A 17,701-nucleotide genomic window follows, 5' to 3' on the forward strand; every position below is an offset into this window, starting at 1 on the left:
ATCCATCTCCGCGGTCGGCTTCGTCCAGGCCGGTCTGGGTATCGGCCTGGTCGACGCGCTGCTGCCGTGGCAGCAGTTTGCCGGGCTTGCCGTCAGGCCGCTGGCGGCCGGGCCGGAATTTCCGATCGCGCTGCTTACGTCGCGCGCACGAGCCCTTTCGCGGGCCGACGAGATGATGCGCGACGAAATCCGCGAGGCGTGTGCCGCCGTCCTGGGTGACCATCGCGCGAAAGTATAAGCAAGACTTATATCCTTGCCCGTCATCCATCTTGGACCCTGACCATCCGCTCGTGCCAGGTTTGGTCGACAGACAGGAAGGGACGCATCATGGATGGTGCCATTGCGGCGGATGAGGCGCGGACCAAGGCCGACTGGAAGGTCGGCGTCGATATCGGCGGGACATTCATCGATTTCTGCGCGCTCGAAGCCAATTCCGGACGCGTCGCCTCGCTGAAAGTGCTGACGACGCCGGAAGATCCGGGCGCCGAGCTGATGACGGGTCTCACCCTGCTGGCCGAACGCGAAGGCTTCGATCCGACCCATATGACGCGCTTCGTGCACGGCACGACCGTCGGCATCAACACGATCATCCAGCGCAAGGGCGCGCCGCTGGCGCTGTTCACCAATGCCGGCTTCGAGGACGTGATCGAACTCGCGCGGCTTCGCATGCCGGACATGTATTCGCTGTTCTGCTCGCGGCCGGACCCGCTGATCTCGCGCGACATGGTCTTCGGCATTCCGGCTCGCATGCGTGCTGACGGCAGCGAATCCCGGGCACCGGACACGGCGGCGGTGGAAAGCGCGGTCGCCGCGGCGAAAGCGAGCGGGGCGCAAGGGATCATCGTCTCCTTTCTCCATGCCTGGCGCAACGCCGCGCAGGAGGCTTCGGTGAAGGCGGCGATTGCGCGTCTTGCGCCCGACCTCTTCGTCTTCACCTCGGCCGAGGTCTGGCCGGTCATCCGCGAATATGAGCGCAGCTCGACCGCCATCCTCAATGGCTATGTCCATCCGCGCGTCTCAGGCTATCTGACTGCGCTGGAAGAGCGGCTGAAGGTCCGCGGCGTGCCTGCACGCCCCATGCTGACGAAGTCGAACGGCGGACTGATGAACGCTGCCGAGGGCAAGCGCGCCTGCGTGAACATGCTGCTGTCCGGAACGGCCTCTGGCGTCATCGGCGCCTCTTGGCTGGCGCGCCAGGCAGGTGATGACAAAGTGCTTACCCTCGACATCGGCGGGACCTCGGCCGACTTCGCGCTCATCATCGGCGGCGAGGCGCAGTTCGGGACCGGCGAACTGATCGGCGAATTCCCGCTCCATATCCCGTCCGTGTCGGTGAGCTCGATCGGCGTCGGCGGCGGTTCGATCGCCAGTGTCGACGCGCAGGGCGTGTTGCGCGTCGGACCGGAATCGGCGGGCTCGACGCCGGGACCTGCATGCTATGGCCGTGGTGGCGAGCGGGCAACGGTGACGGACGCCATGGTGGTCTGCGGATGGCTCGGCCACAGCGAGATGGCCTATGGCCAGCTCAGGATCGATACCGGACTGGCGCATCGCGCGGTCGGCGACCTTGCTGCCCGGCTCGGCCGCCCAGTCGAGCAGACTGCGCAGGCGATCCTCGACATCGCGGTGTCGGAAATGTTCGTCGAGGTCGAGAAGCTCGCCTCGCGCGCCGGCGTCGACCTGCGCGAATTCACGCTGATGCCCTTCGGCGGCGGCGGCCCGATGCTCGGCGCCTTCCTGGCTCGCGAGCTCGGCATGAAGCGCGTCATGGCGCCGCGTCGCCCCGGCGTGGTGTCGGCGCTGGGCGGGCTGGTGGCCGATCTGCGCGGAGACTTCATTCGCACGATCTTCAGCCCGTTGTCGGGCGCGTCGCTCCCCGAAATCCGCGAGGCCTTCGAGGCGCTTGCGCGAGAGGGCCGCGACTGGCTCGCGGCGCAGGGGCACGATGCGGCCGCTGAGCTCAATTTCTCCTGCGACATGCGCTATGTCGGGCAGAGCTACGAGATCGAGGTCGTGCTGTCGCCGCAATGGCTGGCGGATGGCGACGCCGCCGCCGTCGAGCAAGCCTTCCACCGAACCCATAAGCAGCTTTACGACTTCCATGATCCGGAGGGCGAGATCGAGCTTGTGAACGTCCGACTGTCGGCAATAGGCGCAGGGCCGGCGCTCTTCTTCCCGGAGACCGACGAGATCGACGCCCCGGCCAGTCCGGCGCGCCGGCTCCCGGTCTACACGGGCCAAAGCATCGAGACGGTCGACCTCCACGACCGGCAGACTCTGGTGCCTGGCAGCACGTTCCGAGGACCCGCTGTGGTGGTGCAGGAAGACACGACCTTTGCAATTCCCGCAGGAACGCAGGCACGGGTCGACCGCCACCTCAATCTTCTCCTGACCTTCGCGGAGTGACGCCTTGTTCGACCGGACAAACCTTCAGGTTCTGGCAAACCATGCCCGCGCGGCGGCCGAGAACATGGCGCATACGCTGCATCGCACCGCGCACTCCGCCTTCGTCAAGGAGACGCAGGACTTCACCGTGATGCTGATGGATCGCTCCGGAGCGACCTTCGCCGTCCCGATGGAACTCGGCGCCACCTGGTATCCGGGGCTTTCCTATCACCGCGCGATCGCGATGGTGGGCGGCTACCGGCCGGGGGATGTCGCCTTCACAAACGATCCCTATTCCGGCCACGTCGCCACGCACGCGCCCGACACGCATCTATGGAAGCCGGTCTTCGTCGACGGCGAGATCGTCGCCTGGACCGGAGGCCACATCCACAACACCGATATGGGAGGCGCGGTGCCGGCTTCGCTCAGCCGCGCGCTGACCGAAATCCATCAGGAAGGCATCCGTTTTCCGCCGATGAAGCTGGTGAATGAGGGTGTCTTCAACGAGACGATCCTGCGGATCATGAGCACCAATGTGCGCAAGCCCGACCTCAACATCGGCGACATCAAGGCGCTGGTCGGCGCGCTCAATACCGGCGAGCGCAAGATCCAGGCGATGGTGCGGAAGTTCGGCAAGCCCGGCTTCGTGGAAGGCGTCGCCGCGCTTCTCGACCATGCGGAGGCGCAGGCGCGCGACGTGCTGCGCTCCATGCCAGACGGCACATGGGAGTTCGCCGACTTTGCCGACGAGGATTCGGTCGAGGCCAATCCCTGCCGGCTGAAGCTGAGACTGACGATCAAAGGCGACGAAGCGGTGCTCGACTTCACCGGCTCCGACCCGCAGCTCGGCTCCTCGCTCAACGTGCCATCGGGCGGCGACCCGCGACACACCATGCTGCTGGTCGGCGTCTACTACGTGCTCTACACGCTCAACCCGAAGATCCTGCTCAATACGGGCCTAACCAGGCCGTTCACCTGCATCACGCCGCAAGGCTCGGTGCTGAACCCGGTCCACCCCGCCGCCGTCGGCATGCGCTCGCTCACCTGCGCGCGGCTGCGCTCGGTCATCTTTGGCGCCTTTTCGCAGGCAGTGCCGGAGCGCCTGCCGGCGGCGCCGGCGGGCAACAACTGCATCGTCAACGTCATGACCACGGACGAGCGCACCAGCCGGAGTGTCATCGCGGCAGTGAACCCGGTAGTGGGCGGCGGCGGGGCGATGCCGCATCGCGATGGCACCAACGGATCGGGCGCCGACGCCGCCTATCTCAAGAACACACCGATCGAGATCACCGAGACCGAGACTCCGGTCGAGTTCGTTAAATACGGACTCGCTAAAGATAGCGGCGGTGCGGGCCGCTGGCGCGGCGGGCTGGCGACCGAGATGGCCTTCCGCGTCTTCGCCCCCGACTCCAGGATCACGGCGCGCAACCGTGACCGCAGCTTCTTCCGCCCGTGGGGCGTGCTGGGCGGCAAGGCGGCCGGCCTCTCGGACATGGTCGTCAATCCGGGAACCGGCCACGAGCGGCGGCTGGGCAACATCGACACCGCGGTCCTGCAGCCCGGCGACGTGCTCGAGATCCGCTCCGCCGGCGGTGGCGGGCGCGGCGATCCGCATCAGCGCGAGCCCTGGCGGGTCGCGCAGGACGTGCGGCGTGGCTACGTCTCGGCGGCAGCAGCCGAAAGCGAGTATGGCGTCGTCATTCGCGACGGCGAGGTCGACCGGCAGGCGACGGAGCGGCTGCGCGCCGGACAAAAGCCTTCCGCCGGCCATTTCCATTTCGGCCCGGAGCGCGAAGGCTATGAAGCGCAGTGGACACAGGCTGCCTATGGCCGGCTCCACGCTCTGCTGGACGCCTTGCCGATCCACTGGCGCTTCTTCGCCAAGACGGAGATCTTCCGCCGCATGAAAGGCCGCTCCGGGCCGGAAGGCGTCCAGGCGGCCTTCGACGCGGCCTGCGAACGGTTTCCCGAATTGCCCCGTCCCGGTGCGGTCCGGGAGGCCGCGGAATGAACACCGCCGGCCGCATCGTCCGGCTGGCCGAGTTCGACCGGGCACAGGTGCGCTTCTTTCTCGACGGTGAGATGCGTGGCGCGCTTGCAGGCGACACCGTGCTGATCGCCATTCTGGCTTCAGGACACGCGTTGCGAAACTCCGAGTTCGGACCTGAGCCGCGCGCCGGCTTCTGCCTGATGGGAGCCTGCCAGGATTGCTGGGTGTGGCAGGAGGAGGGGCCGCGTCTGCGGGCATGCACAACCCTTGTCGCTGAAGGTATGCGATTGCGCACGACGCCGCCGGAGAACTGGCCGTGAGCGAGACGTCATCGCCGCGGATCGTGATCGTGGGCGCGGGTCCGGCCGGCATAAGGGCCGCCGCGACGCTGGTCGAGGCCGGGCTCCACCCGGTGGTGATCGACGAAGGGCATTCCGCGGGCGGGCAGATCTATCGTCGTCCGCCTATCGGGTTCGTCCGCACACCGGAACAGCTCTACGGGCCGGAGGCGGCGAAGGCCCGCGCACTGCATGCGCTTTTCGACCGGCTGGCCGAAGAAGGGCGGCTCACTTATTGCGCGCGCAGCTCGGTCATCGCCGCGCATGAGGGTCGGCTGCATGTGCTGGGAGAGGGCGGCGTGCAGGTGATCGGCTATGACCGTCTGATCCTGGCCACCGGCGCATCCGACCGCGTCGCTCCCGTTCCCGGCTGGCAGAGCGCCGGCGTCTACAGCCTTGGCGCGGCGCAGATCGCGCTCAAGGCGCAGGGCGTAGCCCTCGGGAGGCGGATCGTGCTCATCGGATCGGGGCCCTTGCTGACACTGGTCGGCGCGCAGCTCCTCAAGGCTGGAGCGGATGTGGCGGCGGTGCTCGACACCTCATTTTGGCGCCAGCAGATGCGGGGGCTCTGGGGGCTCTCCGCCCGGCCGATCGTCGCGCTGCGCGGCCTCGCCCTGCGGGCGCGGCTCGGCGGCCGCTATCATGCGGGCGTGACGCTCGGGCGGATCGAGGCCGATACATCGGGCGTCACGGCGATGCGCTGGCGCGATGCCGGCGGCCGGGAGCACCTCACCCCATGCGACATGGTCGGCATGGGCTGGCACCTGCGGGCGGAGACGCATCTGGCCGACCTGACGGGATGCACCTTCATTTATGACGAGCAGTGGCAACAATGGCTGCCGAAGACGGACGATATGGGCAGGGCCGGCAACGGAGTCTATCTTGCCGGCGATGGGGTTCGTCTCCTCGGGGCGGATGGCGCGGAAATAGCGGGGCGTCTTGCTGCAACGGCGTGCCTTTCCGATCTCGGGCGTCCGGCGCCTTCCGTCAATGCCGATCTGCGCAAGCTGGCGCGGCTCGAACGCTTTGCCCGCGGGCTGGCTCGCGCCTTTCCCTGGCCGTTCGAGATGGTGCGGGCGCTGCCCGACGAGGCGATCGTTTGCCGCTGCGAGAATGTGAGCGCTGGCGCCATACGCGAAAGCGTGGAACGCGGCGGCGAGGCCAACAGGGTGAAATCGCTGTCACGCGCCGGCATGGGGCGCTGCCAGGGGCGCTATTGCCAGTTGGCGGCCGCCGAACTCGTCGCGGCCCAAGCCGGTTGTGCGCTCCATACCGTCGGCCGGTTTCGCGGGCAGGCTCCTGTGCGGCCGGCGCCGATCGGCGCTTTTCTCGGGGAAGGCTGATGCAATTGCGAAAGCCGGAGATTGGCGTCCGCCACGTCTTAGAAATCGGCAACCTTGCCCCAGGCCGAGTCATCGAAGCGCCGCGGATCGTAAGATGTCGCATCGACGATCGGTTCCGACTGGGTCACCAGATCGGCGACGAGATGCCCGGCGCCCGGCCCGATGCCGAAGCCGTGTCCCGAGAATCCGGCAGCCAGGAAGAAGCCCGGAACGGTATCTATCTCGCCGATGGCGGGCACGCCGTCCGGCGTGCTGTCGATATAGCCGGCCCAGGCGGCGCTGATCCTGGTCTGGCGCAGAGCCGGCAGCAGCTCGAGCGCGCGGGCGTGGGTCAGGCGGATGGTCGCCCGATCCGGGACCGGATCGAGGATGCGCATGCGCTCCATCGGCGTCGGCCGGTCGAGCCGCCAGCGTCGCAGCGTTTCGTGACCCGAACGCATGCCCTGCAGGCCGCCAGGCGCGAGGCTTCGCCAGCGCTTCAGGAACATCGGGACGAACTGCGAGGAGAAGCGCAGTTGCTGCGGCGTCACGTCCACGCGTCCGCGTCCGCTGATCGCAAGCGTGTAGCCACCGTCGCCGCGGCGCGTGACCGAAATCCTTGCCGTGTGCAGCGCATCCGGCAGACCCTCGGCGCCGGGCGAAACGGACAGGATGGAGGAGCGGACCGATGCCTGCGGGAAGCGGAAGCCGAACTGATGGCAAAAGGAGGACGCCCAGGCGCCGCCGGCAAGCACCGCCACCTTCGTCCGGATCGTTCCGCTTTCCGTGACCACGCCGCTCAGGCGACCGCCCTCGGTCTCGATGCCGCGTGCCGCGCAATTCTGGTGTACGCTGCCGCCGAGCTTGAGGATGGCGCGGGCGACCGCGGGCGCGGCCTGCGACGGATCGGCGGTACCGTCGGTCGGCGAGAAGACGCCGCCCTTCCAGATACGGCCTGTGGCGCGACCGCGCGCGCTCGCTTCGGCGCTGTCGAGCATGTGGGTGGTGACGCAGGCCGTTTTGGCAAAGTCACGCCAGCGTGCCCAGCCGGCCAGTTCCGCCTCGTCATTGCTGAGATAGAGCAGGCCGCAACGGCGGAAGCCCGTGTCCTCGCCAGCTTCGACCGCAAAGTGAGCCCACAGATCGAGGCTTCGGGTCGCCATAGGCAACTCGCGGGCGTCGCGGTTCTGCTGGCGGCACCATCCCCAGTTTCTGCTGGACTGCTCGGCGCCGATACGTCCCTTTTCGACGAGCGCCACCTTCATGCCGCGCCTTGCCAGATAATAGGCGGCGAAGACACCGACGATCCCGCCGCCGATCACCACCGCATCCGCGGATTGCGGCAGTTCGCCGGACGTTTCGATTTGCTGCAGCGGCGCGCGCATGGTCTCTCCATCTCGAAGCGCCAATTTAGCGCGTTGCGCAGGCAGCCGCTGCTGCAGTTGAGGCCGAAGCAGAATTTTATTCCGGCAGCTCGGTCGAAATCAGGAGTCGCTGCGTTTCAAAGCGGTATTAGCTCTCATGGACAGGACGGCGGGCTGTGGTAGTGTCAATGGCAACCAGCATGGCAGCATTTTGTGCTGTGGCGCGCTTTCTACGGAGACGGCTGTGAAACTGGATCGGATCGACATCAAGATTCTGCACGAATTGCAGAAGAACGGCCGCATTACCAATGTGGAGCTGGCCGAGTTGGTGCACCTGTCGCCGAGCCCGTGCCTGATGCGGGTCAAGAAGCTCCAGTCGGAAGGCTACATCGAAGGCTATTCAGCGCAGGTCAACATCGGCAAGCTCGGCCAGACGCTGACCGTGTTCACCGAGATCACTTTGAAGAATCACCGCCAGGTGGACTTCGCCCGCTTTCTCGCCGTCGTGGAGAAGATCGACCAGGTCATCGAATGCCATCTCGTGTCGGGCGGTTACGATTACCTGATGAAATTCGTGACCGCCGGCATCGGCGAGTACCAGACGATCATGGAGCGGCTCACCGACATGGATATCGGCATCGACAAGTATTTCAGCTTCGTGGTGCTGAAGTCGCCCATCGTCAAAGCGCACATGCCGTTGCCCAGCCTGTTTCCGATGTGAAGCGTGGCCGCCTCGAATTCCTCTACCTGTGGCCGTACTGGCTGACCAATTCGGGGTCGCGGACGAGACCGTCGAGCCAGGTCGGATCGAGCTTCGGCACGGAGGAGAACAGAAGCTTGGAATAGGGGTGGGTCGGCGCCTTCACCTTGTCGGGCGTGATCTGCTCCACCCGCTCGCCATTGTACATCACCATGATCTCGTCGCAGATGGCCTCGACGACGGAAAGGTCGTGGCTGATGAAGATGTAGGAGAGGCCGAGCTCGCGCTGCAGCTCCTTGAGCAGCTCGATCACGGCTGACGCCACCACCGTGTCGAGCGCCGACGTGATTTCGTCGCAGATGATGAGCTTGGGGTTGGCCGCGAGCGCGCGCGCGAAGTTCACCCGCTGCTTCTGGCCGCCCGACAGCTCCGCCGGATGACGGTAGCGCAGCGCCTTCGGCAGGCGCACCATGTCGAGCAGTTCGTCGACCCGCTTCGAGCGGGCCTGCCTGTCGAGCCGGTGATAGAAGGCCAGCGGGCGGGAGATGATGTCCTCGATAGGCTTTGCCGGATTGAGCGCGGTATCGGCATATTGGAACACGATCTGCATCTCGCGCAGCTGGTCCTGGCTGCGTTTCCTGGCGGTGCGCTCCAGTTCCTTGCCGTCGAAGACGATGTCGCCGGCCGCCGCCGGATGGATACCGGCGATGACCCGCGCCAGCGTCGATTTCCCGCAGCCGGATTCGCCGATGATGCCGAGGTTGCGCCCCTTCTCCACGACCAGGCTGACGGACTGGACGGCGCGGATGAGCGGCAGACCGTCGGCGCGGACCGCCCCGTAGCCGGCCGTCAGATTGTCGACACGCAGCAGCGGCTTCGCTGCCGCATCTGCATCCGCCTTCGCGCCCTGCGCCTTCGGTTCGAAGGCAGCCAGCAGCTCCCTCGTATAGGGGTGCTTGGCAGCCGAAAGAATTTCTCGCGTCGTGCCGGTCTCCTGCACTTCGCCGCCCTTCAGCACCACGATGCGATCGGCGATCTGGGCGACGACCGCGAGGTCGTGGGAAACGTAGACACCCGCTATGCCGTCCGCCTTCATCACCGACTTGAATGCCTTCAGCACGTCGATCTGCGTCGTCACGTCGAGCGCCGTCGTCGGCTCGTCGAAGATAACCAGCTTGGGATCGCCGATAAGCGCCATGGCCGCCGCCAAGCGCTGCAATTGCCCACCCGAAACCTGGTGCGGATAACGGGCGCCGATCCCTTCCGGGTCCGGCAGCGACAAGGCCCTGAACAGCTCGACTGCCCGCTTGCGTGCCTGCTCGGGCGGCATCAGCCTGTGGATGCGCGTGACCTCGATCACCTGCTCCATGATCGTGGATGATGGGTTGAAGGAGGCGGCCGCACTTTGCGGAACATAGGCGATGTCGGTGCCGCGCAGCTTCGCCCGTTCCTTCTCGGCGAGTGCCGCCATGTTCTTGCCGTTGACGTTGATCTCGCCGCCGGTGATCCGGCAGCCTGGCCGTGCGTGGCCCATGAGCGAGAGCGCCACTGTCGTCTTGCCGGAGCCGCTCTCGCCGATCAGGGCGACGATCTCGCCGTCGGCGATGTCGATGCTGACGCCCTTGATGATTTCGACCAGACGTCCGGCGTCGGTCGTGGCCTCGATCCTCAGGTTCCTGACCTCGACGAGGTTGGTCATGCGTCACGGTCCCTGATCTTCTGCGGCAGGTTGTCGATCAGCAGGTTGACGCTGATGGTGAGGCTGGCGATCGCCAGCGAGGGCACGATGACTGCAGGAGCCGCGAAGGGCAGGCCGCCGATGTTCTCGCGCACCAGCGCGCCCCAGTCGGCTAAAGGCGGCTGCAGGCCGAGCCCGAGGAAGGAGAGGCCCGAGAGCAAAAGCACGATGAAGACGAAGCGCAGGCCGAAGTCGGCCAGCACCGGACGGATGATGTTGGGCAGGATCTCGGACCCGATGAGATAGGCCGTGCTCTCACCACGGACGCGGGCGACGGTCATGAAGTCCATGGTGTTGATGTTGACGGCGAGCGCCCGTGCGAAGCGGTAGGCGCCGGGGATGTAGATGACGGCGAGCGTCAGGATCAGCACCGGGATCGACGAGCCGACTGCGGCCACGACGACAAGGCCGAACAGCTTGCTCGGGATGGAGTTCATCGCGTCGAGGAAGCGGCTGAGGCAGGTGTCCAGCCAACCGCCGGTGACGGCGGCGATCATGCCGAGCACGACGCCCGAAAAGCAGGCGATGGAGACGGCGGCGAGCGATATGCCGACGGTGTAGCGTGCGCCCATCAGAACCCTGGAGAGCATGTCGCGGCCCAGATAGTCGGAGCCGAGCCACAGCCCCTGACGCATCGGGCCGAAATAGTCGTCGTCGACGATGTCGCCGATCGGATGGGGAATGATATAGGGCGCGAAGATCGCGATCAGCGTCCACGCCAGGATGACCAGCGAGGCCACGACGCCCACGAGGTTGTAGCTGTGGCCCAGGAAGGACCTTCGGGAGGCTTCCACGCGCGCCATCGTCATCTGAGCCTCGGGTTGGACATGATGGCGATGATATCGGCGGCCGTGATGAGCAGGAGATAGCCGAGGCAGAAGATCATCGCGCAGCTCTGGATCAGCGGCAGGTCGCGGGTCGCGACCGCATCGACCATCAATTTGGCGATGCCGGGATAGTTGAAGATCGTCTCCACGATGATGACGCCGCCGACCAGGTAGGACAGCGAGAGCGCGACCGCGTTGACGATCGGCCCGAGCGCGTTGGGAAGCGCGTGCCTCAGCACCATGCGGCTGCGCGAGGCGCCCTTGAGGAGCGCCATCTCGACATAGGGCGTGGAAAGCGTTTCGATCACCGCGGCACGGGTCATGCGGATCATCTGGGCGGAGATGACGAAGGTGAGCGTGATCACCGGCATCGCGTAGATGCGCACGAGGTCGGTCAGCGAATGCGCCTCGTTCACCGAGGACAGCGCCGGCAACCATCTGAGATAGACGGCAAAGAGCAGGACCGCCAGCGTCGCGACCATGAACTCCGGCACGGAGATGACGCCGATCGAAAGCACGGTGACGGTGCGGTCGTAGAGGGAGCCGCGCAGCATCGCGGCGGTGATGCCGAGCGTCAGCGCCAGCGGCACCGAGATCAGCGTGGTGATGCTGGCCAGCTTCATGGTGTTGACGAAGCGCCCGCCGATCAGCGCCGCGACCGGCATGTCGTTGGCATAGGAGGTGCCGAGATCGCCATGGAGCAGGCCGACAAGCCAGCGCAGGAAGCGCAGAATCGCCGGATCGTTGAGGTGCATGGCTTCGCGCAGGCCGGCGACGGCCTCGGGGGTCGCCGCCTGGCCAAGCAGGATCGACGCGGTGTCGCCAGGCAGCATGCTGGTGGCGAAAAACACGGCGAACAGGACTATCAGAAGGGTGACGACCGCGACAGCCAGCCGCTTCACCACGAGGTTGAGAACCCCAGACTTCATGGAAGCGCTCCCTGCGGTTGCGTTAGGCCAAACAATCTTGCGCAATGCAGTGCCGGGGACCGGCTGACCGGTCCCCGGCAGGCGCCCCTCAGGCTTCGAGCCAGAGGTATTCCGCCATTGCGTAGCCCATCATGCCACCGAGCGGGTTCGCTTCCAAACCCTTCACCTTGCTGGAGAGGGCATCGACGTTGGAGATATAGGCCGGGATGATGGTGCCGGCTTCCTCGGAAACCATACCCTGCATCACGCCGTAGATTTCCTTGCGCTTGGCCTGGTCGAGCAGGCCTCGCGCCTCGACGAGCAGCTTGTCGAACTTCTCGGATTTGTACTGGCTTTCGTTCCACGGCGCGTTGGAAGCGTAAAGCAGCGAGAACAGGATGTCCGGCGTCGGGCGCGGATTGATGTTGCCGAAATGGACCGGCGCCTTGAGCCAGTAATTGTCCCAGTAGCCATCGGACGGGACGCGCTGGACGTCGAGCTTCATGCCGATATCAGCGCCGGCGGCCTGGATGATCACCGCCATGTCGATCGACGAGGTCGCCGCGTCGGAAGCGACCACGGGGATCGGCTGGCCGAGCAGGCCCGCCTTCTGGAAGTGGAACTTCGCCTTGTCCGGGTCGAAGGCCTTCGGCTTGAGATCGGCGTTATGGAAGATATTGGCTGGCGACACGGGCTGGTCGTTGCCGATTTCGCCGAGGCCGCGCAATGCCGATTTGACGATCTGCTCGCGGTTGACGAGGTACTTCATGCCGGCCACGAAATCGGCCTTGCTGCCCGGATCCATGTCGAGCCGGATGTTGAGGTCCGTATAGTTGCCCGAGGTCGTCTTCGACAGCTCAAAGCCCTGCTGGCTCTCCAGCAGCTTCATCGAGCGCGGATTGATCGAGGCCGCAAAATTGATGTCGCCGGAAATCAGGGCGTTGACGCGGGCGCTGTCGTCAGTGATGGCGATGAATTCGAAGGAGTCGAGGTAAGGCTTGCCCGACTTCCAGTAGTTCTTGTTCTTGGTGACCACCGAACGCACGCCCGGTTCGAACGTTTGCAGCACGAAGGCGCCCGTGCCGTTGCCCTTGGAGAAATCGGTGGTGCCGTCGGCGACGATCATGAAGTGATGCAGCGCTAGGATGGTCGGCAGGTCGGCATTCGGATCGGCGAGCGTGATTTCGACAGTCGACTTGTCGACCGCCTTGAAGCCGGTCATCTGCGCGGCGATCTTGGCGACCTTGGAGCCGACCGCCTTGTCGAGATGGCGCTTCAGCGAGAAGACGACGTCGTCGGCGGTGAGGTCCTTGCCGTCATGGAAGGTGACGCCCTTGCGCAGCTTCACGGTCCAGGTCTTGGCGTCCTTGCTGTCGAAGCCTTCAGCCAGCTCCATCTGCGTCTTGCCGTCCTTGTCGAGGAAGGTCAGGCGGTTGTAGAGCGAACAGCAGCGGACATAGTCGGTAGAGAGAGACGCCTTTGCCGGATCGAGCGTATCGGCCGTCGAGGACGACCAGCCGGCCGCCTTGAAATTTCCACCGGAAACCGGGGTGGCGGCGACGGCTTGCGTGGCGCGGCCAAGCACCACGCTGCCCGCGGCAACCGCGGCGCCGCCGGCCAGCAGCATCTTGAGGAGTTCGCGGCGACTGGCGCCTCGCCGAATGGCGTTTTCGACCATGGCATCGTCTGCGCTGGTCCAGTTCGTGATCTTGTCGGTCATGTCATTCCCCTTTCTGTTTCTTTAGTCGGGATGCTCGTCTTGCTGCGGCTTTCCGGGCTTGGGCTCAGGTTCGTTCCTTTAGACTTTCCCGCACGGCCGACGCAAAGGCGGCCATCGAGGTGAAGTGGTGGTCCGGCACGGTGAAGCGCTCGGGCTCTATCGTGCCGCCATAGCCCTTCAGGGCATGGCGGCGCTCAATCCAGCAGTTGGTCATGCCAAGCGCCCGGGAGATGCCGATGTCGTGATACTGGCTTTGCGCGACGTGCAGGATGTCGTCCTTGTCGTCGCCGCGGGCGGCCACGAAATCGAAGACTGCCTGGAAGAAGGCGGGGTCCGGTTTCTCCGTGCCGGTGTCGTCGGTCGTGAAGGTGGCGAAGAAGGGCGATCCGAGCTGCTTCTCGAAATGGTCGAGCGCCCAGCGCCGGGCATTGGTCATGGCAATCAGCCTGTGGGCTTTCGCAAGGTCGGCCAAGGCCGCCGCGCTGTCGGAGAAGCCTTGCCAGGTGCTGGCGGAATCCCGCAGGCGGGCTCCGTATTTCTCCTCGGCCGGCAGGCCGAGCCGCGGCGCGATGACCATGTAGACACGCGCCAGATCGTCAGGGAACAGGCCCGCATCGGGCATGTAGCGAGCCTGCCGGTAAAGGGCAAACGCCTCCTCGCCGTCGAAGGAGACACCAGCTTCGGCGGCGATGCCGGCCAGGCAGCTCGTGATGCCCCCTTCGAAGTCGATCAGCGTGCCGACCACATCGAAGGTCATGTATTTGAATTCGCTAAAGCCCCTGGCCAAATCTGGCTCTCCTCTGCGCGCGACCGAATTGCATCATGCTGAACAGAACAAAATTCCGTGCTGTCCGGGGCGTCGGCCTTTTTCAAAACCTGGAAATTCGGGCTTTCTGGCCTTGTCTTTAAAAGCAGTCTGGCACTTCCCCCGCGCTGGATTCGCCGAAAAGGCGCGGGGCTGCGGCACAAAATTGCGAAATCGCCTGCCGAAGCGATATTTCGAAACGCGAAATATTGGCCGCCCGTCATGCCAGCGCCTTGCGGACATCCGCGTCATCCAGCGTCTCATCGAGCGTTCGGCGGGTGCGCTCGATGATCGCGTCGATGTCGCTGTCGGTGCAGCAGAGCGGCGGGGCATAGCCGAGGACCCCATGCGCAAAGGCGCGGATGATCAGGCCGTTGTCCCACGCCCTGTCGAAGACGCGCCGCGCCGGCATGGCCGAGGCGGGAAGTGGCGTCTTCTTCTGTTTGTCGACCACCAGCTCGATCGCTGCAAGCATGCCGCGACCGCGCACATCGCCGACGAGCGGGTGGTCCCTCAGCTCCTCCAGCCCCCCCATCAGGCGGGCACCGGCTTTGGCGCCGTTCTCCAGCAGGCCGTCCTCATAGAGCTTCAGCACCTCGAGCGCGACGGCGGCGCTGACCGGATGAGCGGAATAGGTATAGCCGTGGCCGACCGCCGCGCTGCCGGCGCCATCGGCGATGACGTTGTAGACATGATCGGCCATGAACACGGCGCCCATCGGAACATAGCCCGAGGTCAGACCTTTTGCCGTCGTCATGAAATCGGGAACGATGTCCTCATCGGTGCAGGCAAAGAGAGGTCCCGTGCGGCCGAAACCGGTGATCACCTCGTCGGCGATGAACAGGATGCCATACTCGCGGCAGAGCTCTCGCATCGCCTTGATCCAGCCTTTCGGCGGGACGATGACGCCGCCCGAGCCCTGGATCGGCTCGGCATAGAACGCGGCGATCCGCTCCGCCCCGATCGTCTCGATTTTGGCCTTCAGCGCGGCGAGCGATGCGGCAATGATCGCGTTCCCGTCCTCGCCCACCGGATTGCGATAGGGATAGGGCGAGGGAATCTTGTGCTGCCATTCGAAGGGAATGCCGAAGCCGGCGTGAAAGGCGGGCAGGGCGGTGAGGCCGGCGCCGACCACCGACGACCCGTGATAACCCAGCTCGATCGAGATGAACTGGTCGCGTTGCGGCTCGCCCCTGGCGTTCCAGTAATAGCGGACGAACCGGATCGTGCTGTCGACCGCGTCCGACCCGCCGAGCGTGAAATAGACGTGGTTGAGGTCCCCCGGCGCGCGCTCGGCCAGTTCCGAGGCAAGCCGGATGGCCGGCTCCGAGCCGAGGTCGAAATAGGCGGTGGCGTAGGGAAGCTCGCGCATCTGCCGGGCTGCCGCCTCGACGATACTGTCGTGGCCATAGCCGGCATTGACGCACCAAAGCCCGGCAAAACCGTCGACAAGCTGCCGGCCGGACGCATCGGTCACGGTGGCGCCCTTCGCCGATTTCAGCACGCGCACGCCGAGCGCCTCGTGGCCGCGATAAGAGGCGACCGGATGGATGAGATGGGCGCGGTCGAGTTCGACCAGGGAATTGGCGAGCATTGTTGTCCTCCGGATTATCCGAGCGCCTGGTTGGCGAGGGCGTAAACTTTTGGCCTGGCCTGTTCGGGGCCCTTCTTGGCGGGGCGGTCCATCGCCACGCCGCCGCCGACATGGGCGAGGCCGATTTCCGTGAGCCAGTCGGCAATGCCTGTCCTGCTGTCCGTGTCGACGCGCAGGAAGGCGCCGGGGCGCGACGCGGCGAAAAAGCAGATTAGTGCTTTGGCTTCCTCAGCGCTGCTCGCGATGACCGGACCGATCACCTCGCCGCGTCCGAACGGACGGATCGCGGCATAAGCCTCGATGGCGCCGTCGTGGCGAATGACGGCGAATTGGCCACGCTCGGCCAGAGCATCGATCAGGGCTTCACGGTCGGCGCCATAGGCATCGCGGTCCAGCGCCTTGATCTCCGGCAGATCATCGCCGCTTGCCGCTTCCACGCCGTCGGGCGCGCCAAGCTGAGCGATGCTTCCCTGATGCTGCAGGATGGTGCCCGAGGGCGCGAAGCCCAGTTTCTGATAGAGCGGCATGCCGTCTGCCGTCGCGACGAGCCGCAGCGGACGATCCTCTGCAAGAGCGAAGGCCTGTTCCATCAGGCGGCGCCCGAGCCCCTTGCCACGCACGTTCCGGTCGACGATCACCATGTTGATCATTGCGCAATCGGCGCCATAGGGCGTCACCAGTATGGTTCCGGTGACCCGGCCCTGGTCATCGAGGGCGACCGCGCCGCTCGAAAGCTGCAGCGCCATCTGCCAATCCTGCGGGCGATGCGGCCAATTCTCCTGCCGAGATAGCGCGACTGCACCGTCGATATGATCCGGCCCGAAGTCCTGGAGTTCGATCTCGCCTTGCTGCATGACGCACCTTTCAGTCTGACCCCAAGTCTCGATCATTGGTGCGCCGCAGATCGTCTGAAGGTCTCGACTTCGACGGTATCATTCGCCGTTGCGCAGGGGGTGCGCCGCATCTTGTGCTGGCGCCTATGGAACTAGATGCGTTTAGCGCCTCCACCGGCGGCATCCTTCGAAGCTCAAGATGCTACAGCGTGCCAAACGGAACCGCGGATACGGAACTTTCTGCTTTCGGCAGGCGCTTTTCGGTCAGGTGGGTCGCTTTCTGCCGGTCTATGATGAAAAACGTCCCAACACGGATGTGCTTCCACCGGAGATCGACGGATATGGCATCTTTCAGGCCCAAATACATCACCTTCGACTGCTATGGCACGTTGACCAATTTCCAGATGGCCGAGGCGGCGCGTGACCTCTATGGCAGCCGGCTCGATGAGCCGCGCATGCAGGAGTTCATCAAGAACTTCGCAGCGTACCGGCTGGACGAGATATTGGGCGACTGGAAACCTTATGCCGATGTCGTTCACAACGCGCTCGAGCGCGCCTGCAACCGCAACGGCGTCGCCTTCAGCTCCGACGACGCCAAAATGGTCTATGAGCGTGTCCCGACCTGGGGGCCGCACGCCGACGTTCCAGCCGGCCTCGCCAAGGTCGCCAAGGAAATTCCGCTGGTCATCCTCTCCAACGCCATGAACGCGCAGATCATGTCCAATGTCGAGAAGCTCGGCGCGCCATTCCATGCCGTCTACACGGCCGAACAGGCTCAAGCCTACAAGCCACGCTTCAAGGCTTTCGAATACATGTTCGATAGGCTGGGCTGTGGTCCGGAGGATGTTCTTCACTGCTCGTCCTCGTTCCGCTACGACCTGATGTCGGCGCATGATCTCGGGATCAAGAACAAGGTCTGGGTCAATCGGGGTCACGAGCCGGCTAACCCCTATTACGGCTATGTCGAGATCGCCGACATTTCCGGTCTTCCGGGCGTGGTCGGGCTTTGAAACTGACGGGATGCAAATGAAGCTGGTCTCCTACTGGCACGACACCGCTCCTGTTTTTTCCGGGGGGGCGCAAGGCCCGGTCGAGGGACACTACGACGCCGCCGTCATTGGCGGCGGCTTCACCGGTCTCGCCGCCGCGCGCCAGCTGGCGAAGGCCGGCGCCAAGG

14 protein-coding genes and 2 pseudogenes are annotated in these 17,701 nt (G+C 65.2%); 8 read left to right on the top strand and 8 right to left on the bottom strand.

Annotated features, from left to right (window positions below):
- From EOA29_RS06985 to EOA29_RS07005, 5 genes and pseudogenes are all read left to right on the top strand, one after another.
- Positions 1-238 (top strand): annotated as a pseudogene (locus tag EOA29_RS06985) (LysR family transcriptional regulator); the annotation flags it as partial.
- A gap of 89 nt (positions 239-327) precedes the next feature.
- Positions 328-2,406 carry a hydantoinase/oxoprolinase family protein gene (locus tag EOA29_RS06990; RefSeq protein ID WP_127220625.1) on the top strand — a complete coding sequence of 693 codons (2,079 nt, stop codon included), beginning with the start codon at positions 328-330 and terminating at the stop codon, positions 2,404-2,406.
- Positions 2,407-2,410: 4 nt separating this feature from the next.
- A complete protein-coding gene (locus EOA29_RS06995) occupies positions 2,411-4,396 on the top strand; it encodes a hydantoinase B/oxoprolinase family protein (protein ID WP_127220627.1) in 1,986 nt (661 codons plus the stop codon).
- Positions 4,393-4,695, top strand: a complete 303-nt coding sequence (locus EOA29_RS07000; protein ID WP_127220629.1) for a (2Fe-2S)-binding protein — start codon at positions 4,393-4,395, stop codon at positions 4,693-4,695. Before EOA29_RS06995 ends, EOA29_RS07000 begins: the two co-directional genes overlap by 4 nt.
- Positions 4,692-6,056, top strand: a complete 1,365-nt coding sequence (locus EOA29_RS07005; RefSeq protein WP_127220631.1) for an FAD/NAD(P)-binding oxidoreductase — start codon at positions 4,692-4,694, stop codon at positions 6,054-6,056. Before EOA29_RS07000 ends, EOA29_RS07005 begins: the two co-directional genes overlap by 4 nt.
- 38 nt (positions 6,057-6,094) lie before the next feature.
- Here EOA29_RS07005 and EOA29_RS07010 read toward each other — a convergent pair whose 3' ends face one another.
- Positions 6,095-7,420: an FAD-binding oxidoreductase gene (locus tag EOA29_RS07010; protein WP_127220633.1), complete on the bottom strand. Its 1,326-nt coding sequence runs from the start codon at positions 7,418-7,420 to the stop codon at positions 6,095-6,097.
- Positions 7,421-7,643: 223 nt separating this feature from the next.
- Here EOA29_RS07010 and EOA29_RS07015 point away from each other — a divergent pair, with 223 nt between their 5' ends.
- The gene (locus EOA29_RS07015; RefSeq protein WP_127220635.1) at positions 7,644-8,120 is read left to right on the top strand and encodes an Lrp/AsnC family transcriptional regulator; all 477 of its coding nucleotides are present in this window, start codon (positions 7,644-7,646) and stop codon (positions 8,118-8,120) included.
- A gap of 22 nt (positions 8,121-8,142) precedes the next feature.
- Here the strand turns inward: EOA29_RS07015 and EOA29_RS07020 are convergent, their stop codons facing one another.
- The 7 genes from EOA29_RS07020 to EOA29_RS07050 form a co-directional block, all read right to left on the bottom strand.
- Entirely contained in the window at positions 8,143-9,798 is a 1,656-nt protein-coding gene (locus EOA29_RS07020) for an ABC transporter ATP-binding protein (protein ID WP_127220637.1), read from the bottom strand.
- On the bottom strand, positions 9,795-10,646 hold the full coding sequence (locus tag EOA29_RS07025) for an ABC transporter permease (RefSeq protein ID WP_126090044.1): 852 nt from the start codon (positions 10,644-10,646) through the stop codon (positions 9,795-9,797). Before EOA29_RS07025 ends, EOA29_RS07020 begins: the two co-directional genes overlap by 4 nt.
- Positions 10,643-11,593, bottom strand: a complete 951-nt coding sequence (locus tag EOA29_RS07030; RefSeq protein ID WP_126090043.1) for an ABC transporter permease — start codon at positions 11,591-11,593, stop codon at positions 10,643-10,645. The genes EOA29_RS07025 and EOA29_RS07030 overlap by 4 nt, the downstream gene beginning before the upstream one ends.
- 88 nt (positions 11,594-11,681) lie before the next feature.
- Positions 11,682-13,292 carry an ABC transporter substrate-binding protein gene (locus EOA29_RS07035; RefSeq protein ID WP_126090042.1) on the bottom strand — a complete coding sequence of 537 codons (1,611 nt, stop codon included), beginning with the start codon at positions 13,290-13,292 and terminating at the stop codon, positions 11,682-11,684.
- Between the two features lie 64 nt (positions 13,293-13,356).
- Positions 13,357-14,079 (bottom strand): HAD-IA family hydrolase, encoded by a 723-nt coding sequence (locus EOA29_RS07040; protein ID WP_127220639.1) that lies wholly within the window; start codon positions 14,077-14,079, stop codon positions 13,357-13,359.
- A gap of 238 nt (positions 14,080-14,317) precedes the next feature.
- On the bottom strand, positions 14,318-15,691 hold the full coding sequence (locus EOA29_RS07045; RefSeq protein WP_127220641.1) for an aspartate aminotransferase family protein: 1,374 nt from the start codon (positions 15,689-15,691) through the stop codon (positions 14,318-14,320).
- Positions 15,692-15,705: 14 nt separating this feature from the next.
- Positions 15,706-16,545, bottom strand: a complete 840-nt coding sequence (locus EOA29_RS07050; protein ID WP_127220645.1) for a GNAT family N-acetyltransferase — start codon at positions 16,543-16,545, stop codon at positions 15,706-15,708.
- Positions 16,546-16,865: 320 nt separating this feature from the next.
- Between EOA29_RS07050 and EOA29_RS07055 the strand changes: the two genes are divergently transcribed.
- Positions 16,866-17,534 carry a haloacid dehalogenase type II gene (locus tag EOA29_RS07055; protein ID WP_127220643.1) on the top strand — a complete coding sequence of 223 codons (669 nt, stop codon included), beginning with the start codon at positions 16,866-16,868 and terminating at the stop codon, positions 17,532-17,534.
- Positions 17,485-17,701: pseudogene (locus EOA29_RS07060) on the top strand (FAD-dependent oxidoreductase); the annotation flags it as partial. The gene EOA29_RS07055 and the pseudogene EOA29_RS07060, both read left to right, overlap by 50 nt.

The sequence above is a fragment of the Mesorhizobium sp. M1E.F.Ca.ET.063.01.1.1 genome, assembly GCF_003998155.1.
Lineage (GTDB): Bacteria > Pseudomonadota > Alphaproteobacteria > Rhizobiales > Rhizobiaceae > Mesorhizobium.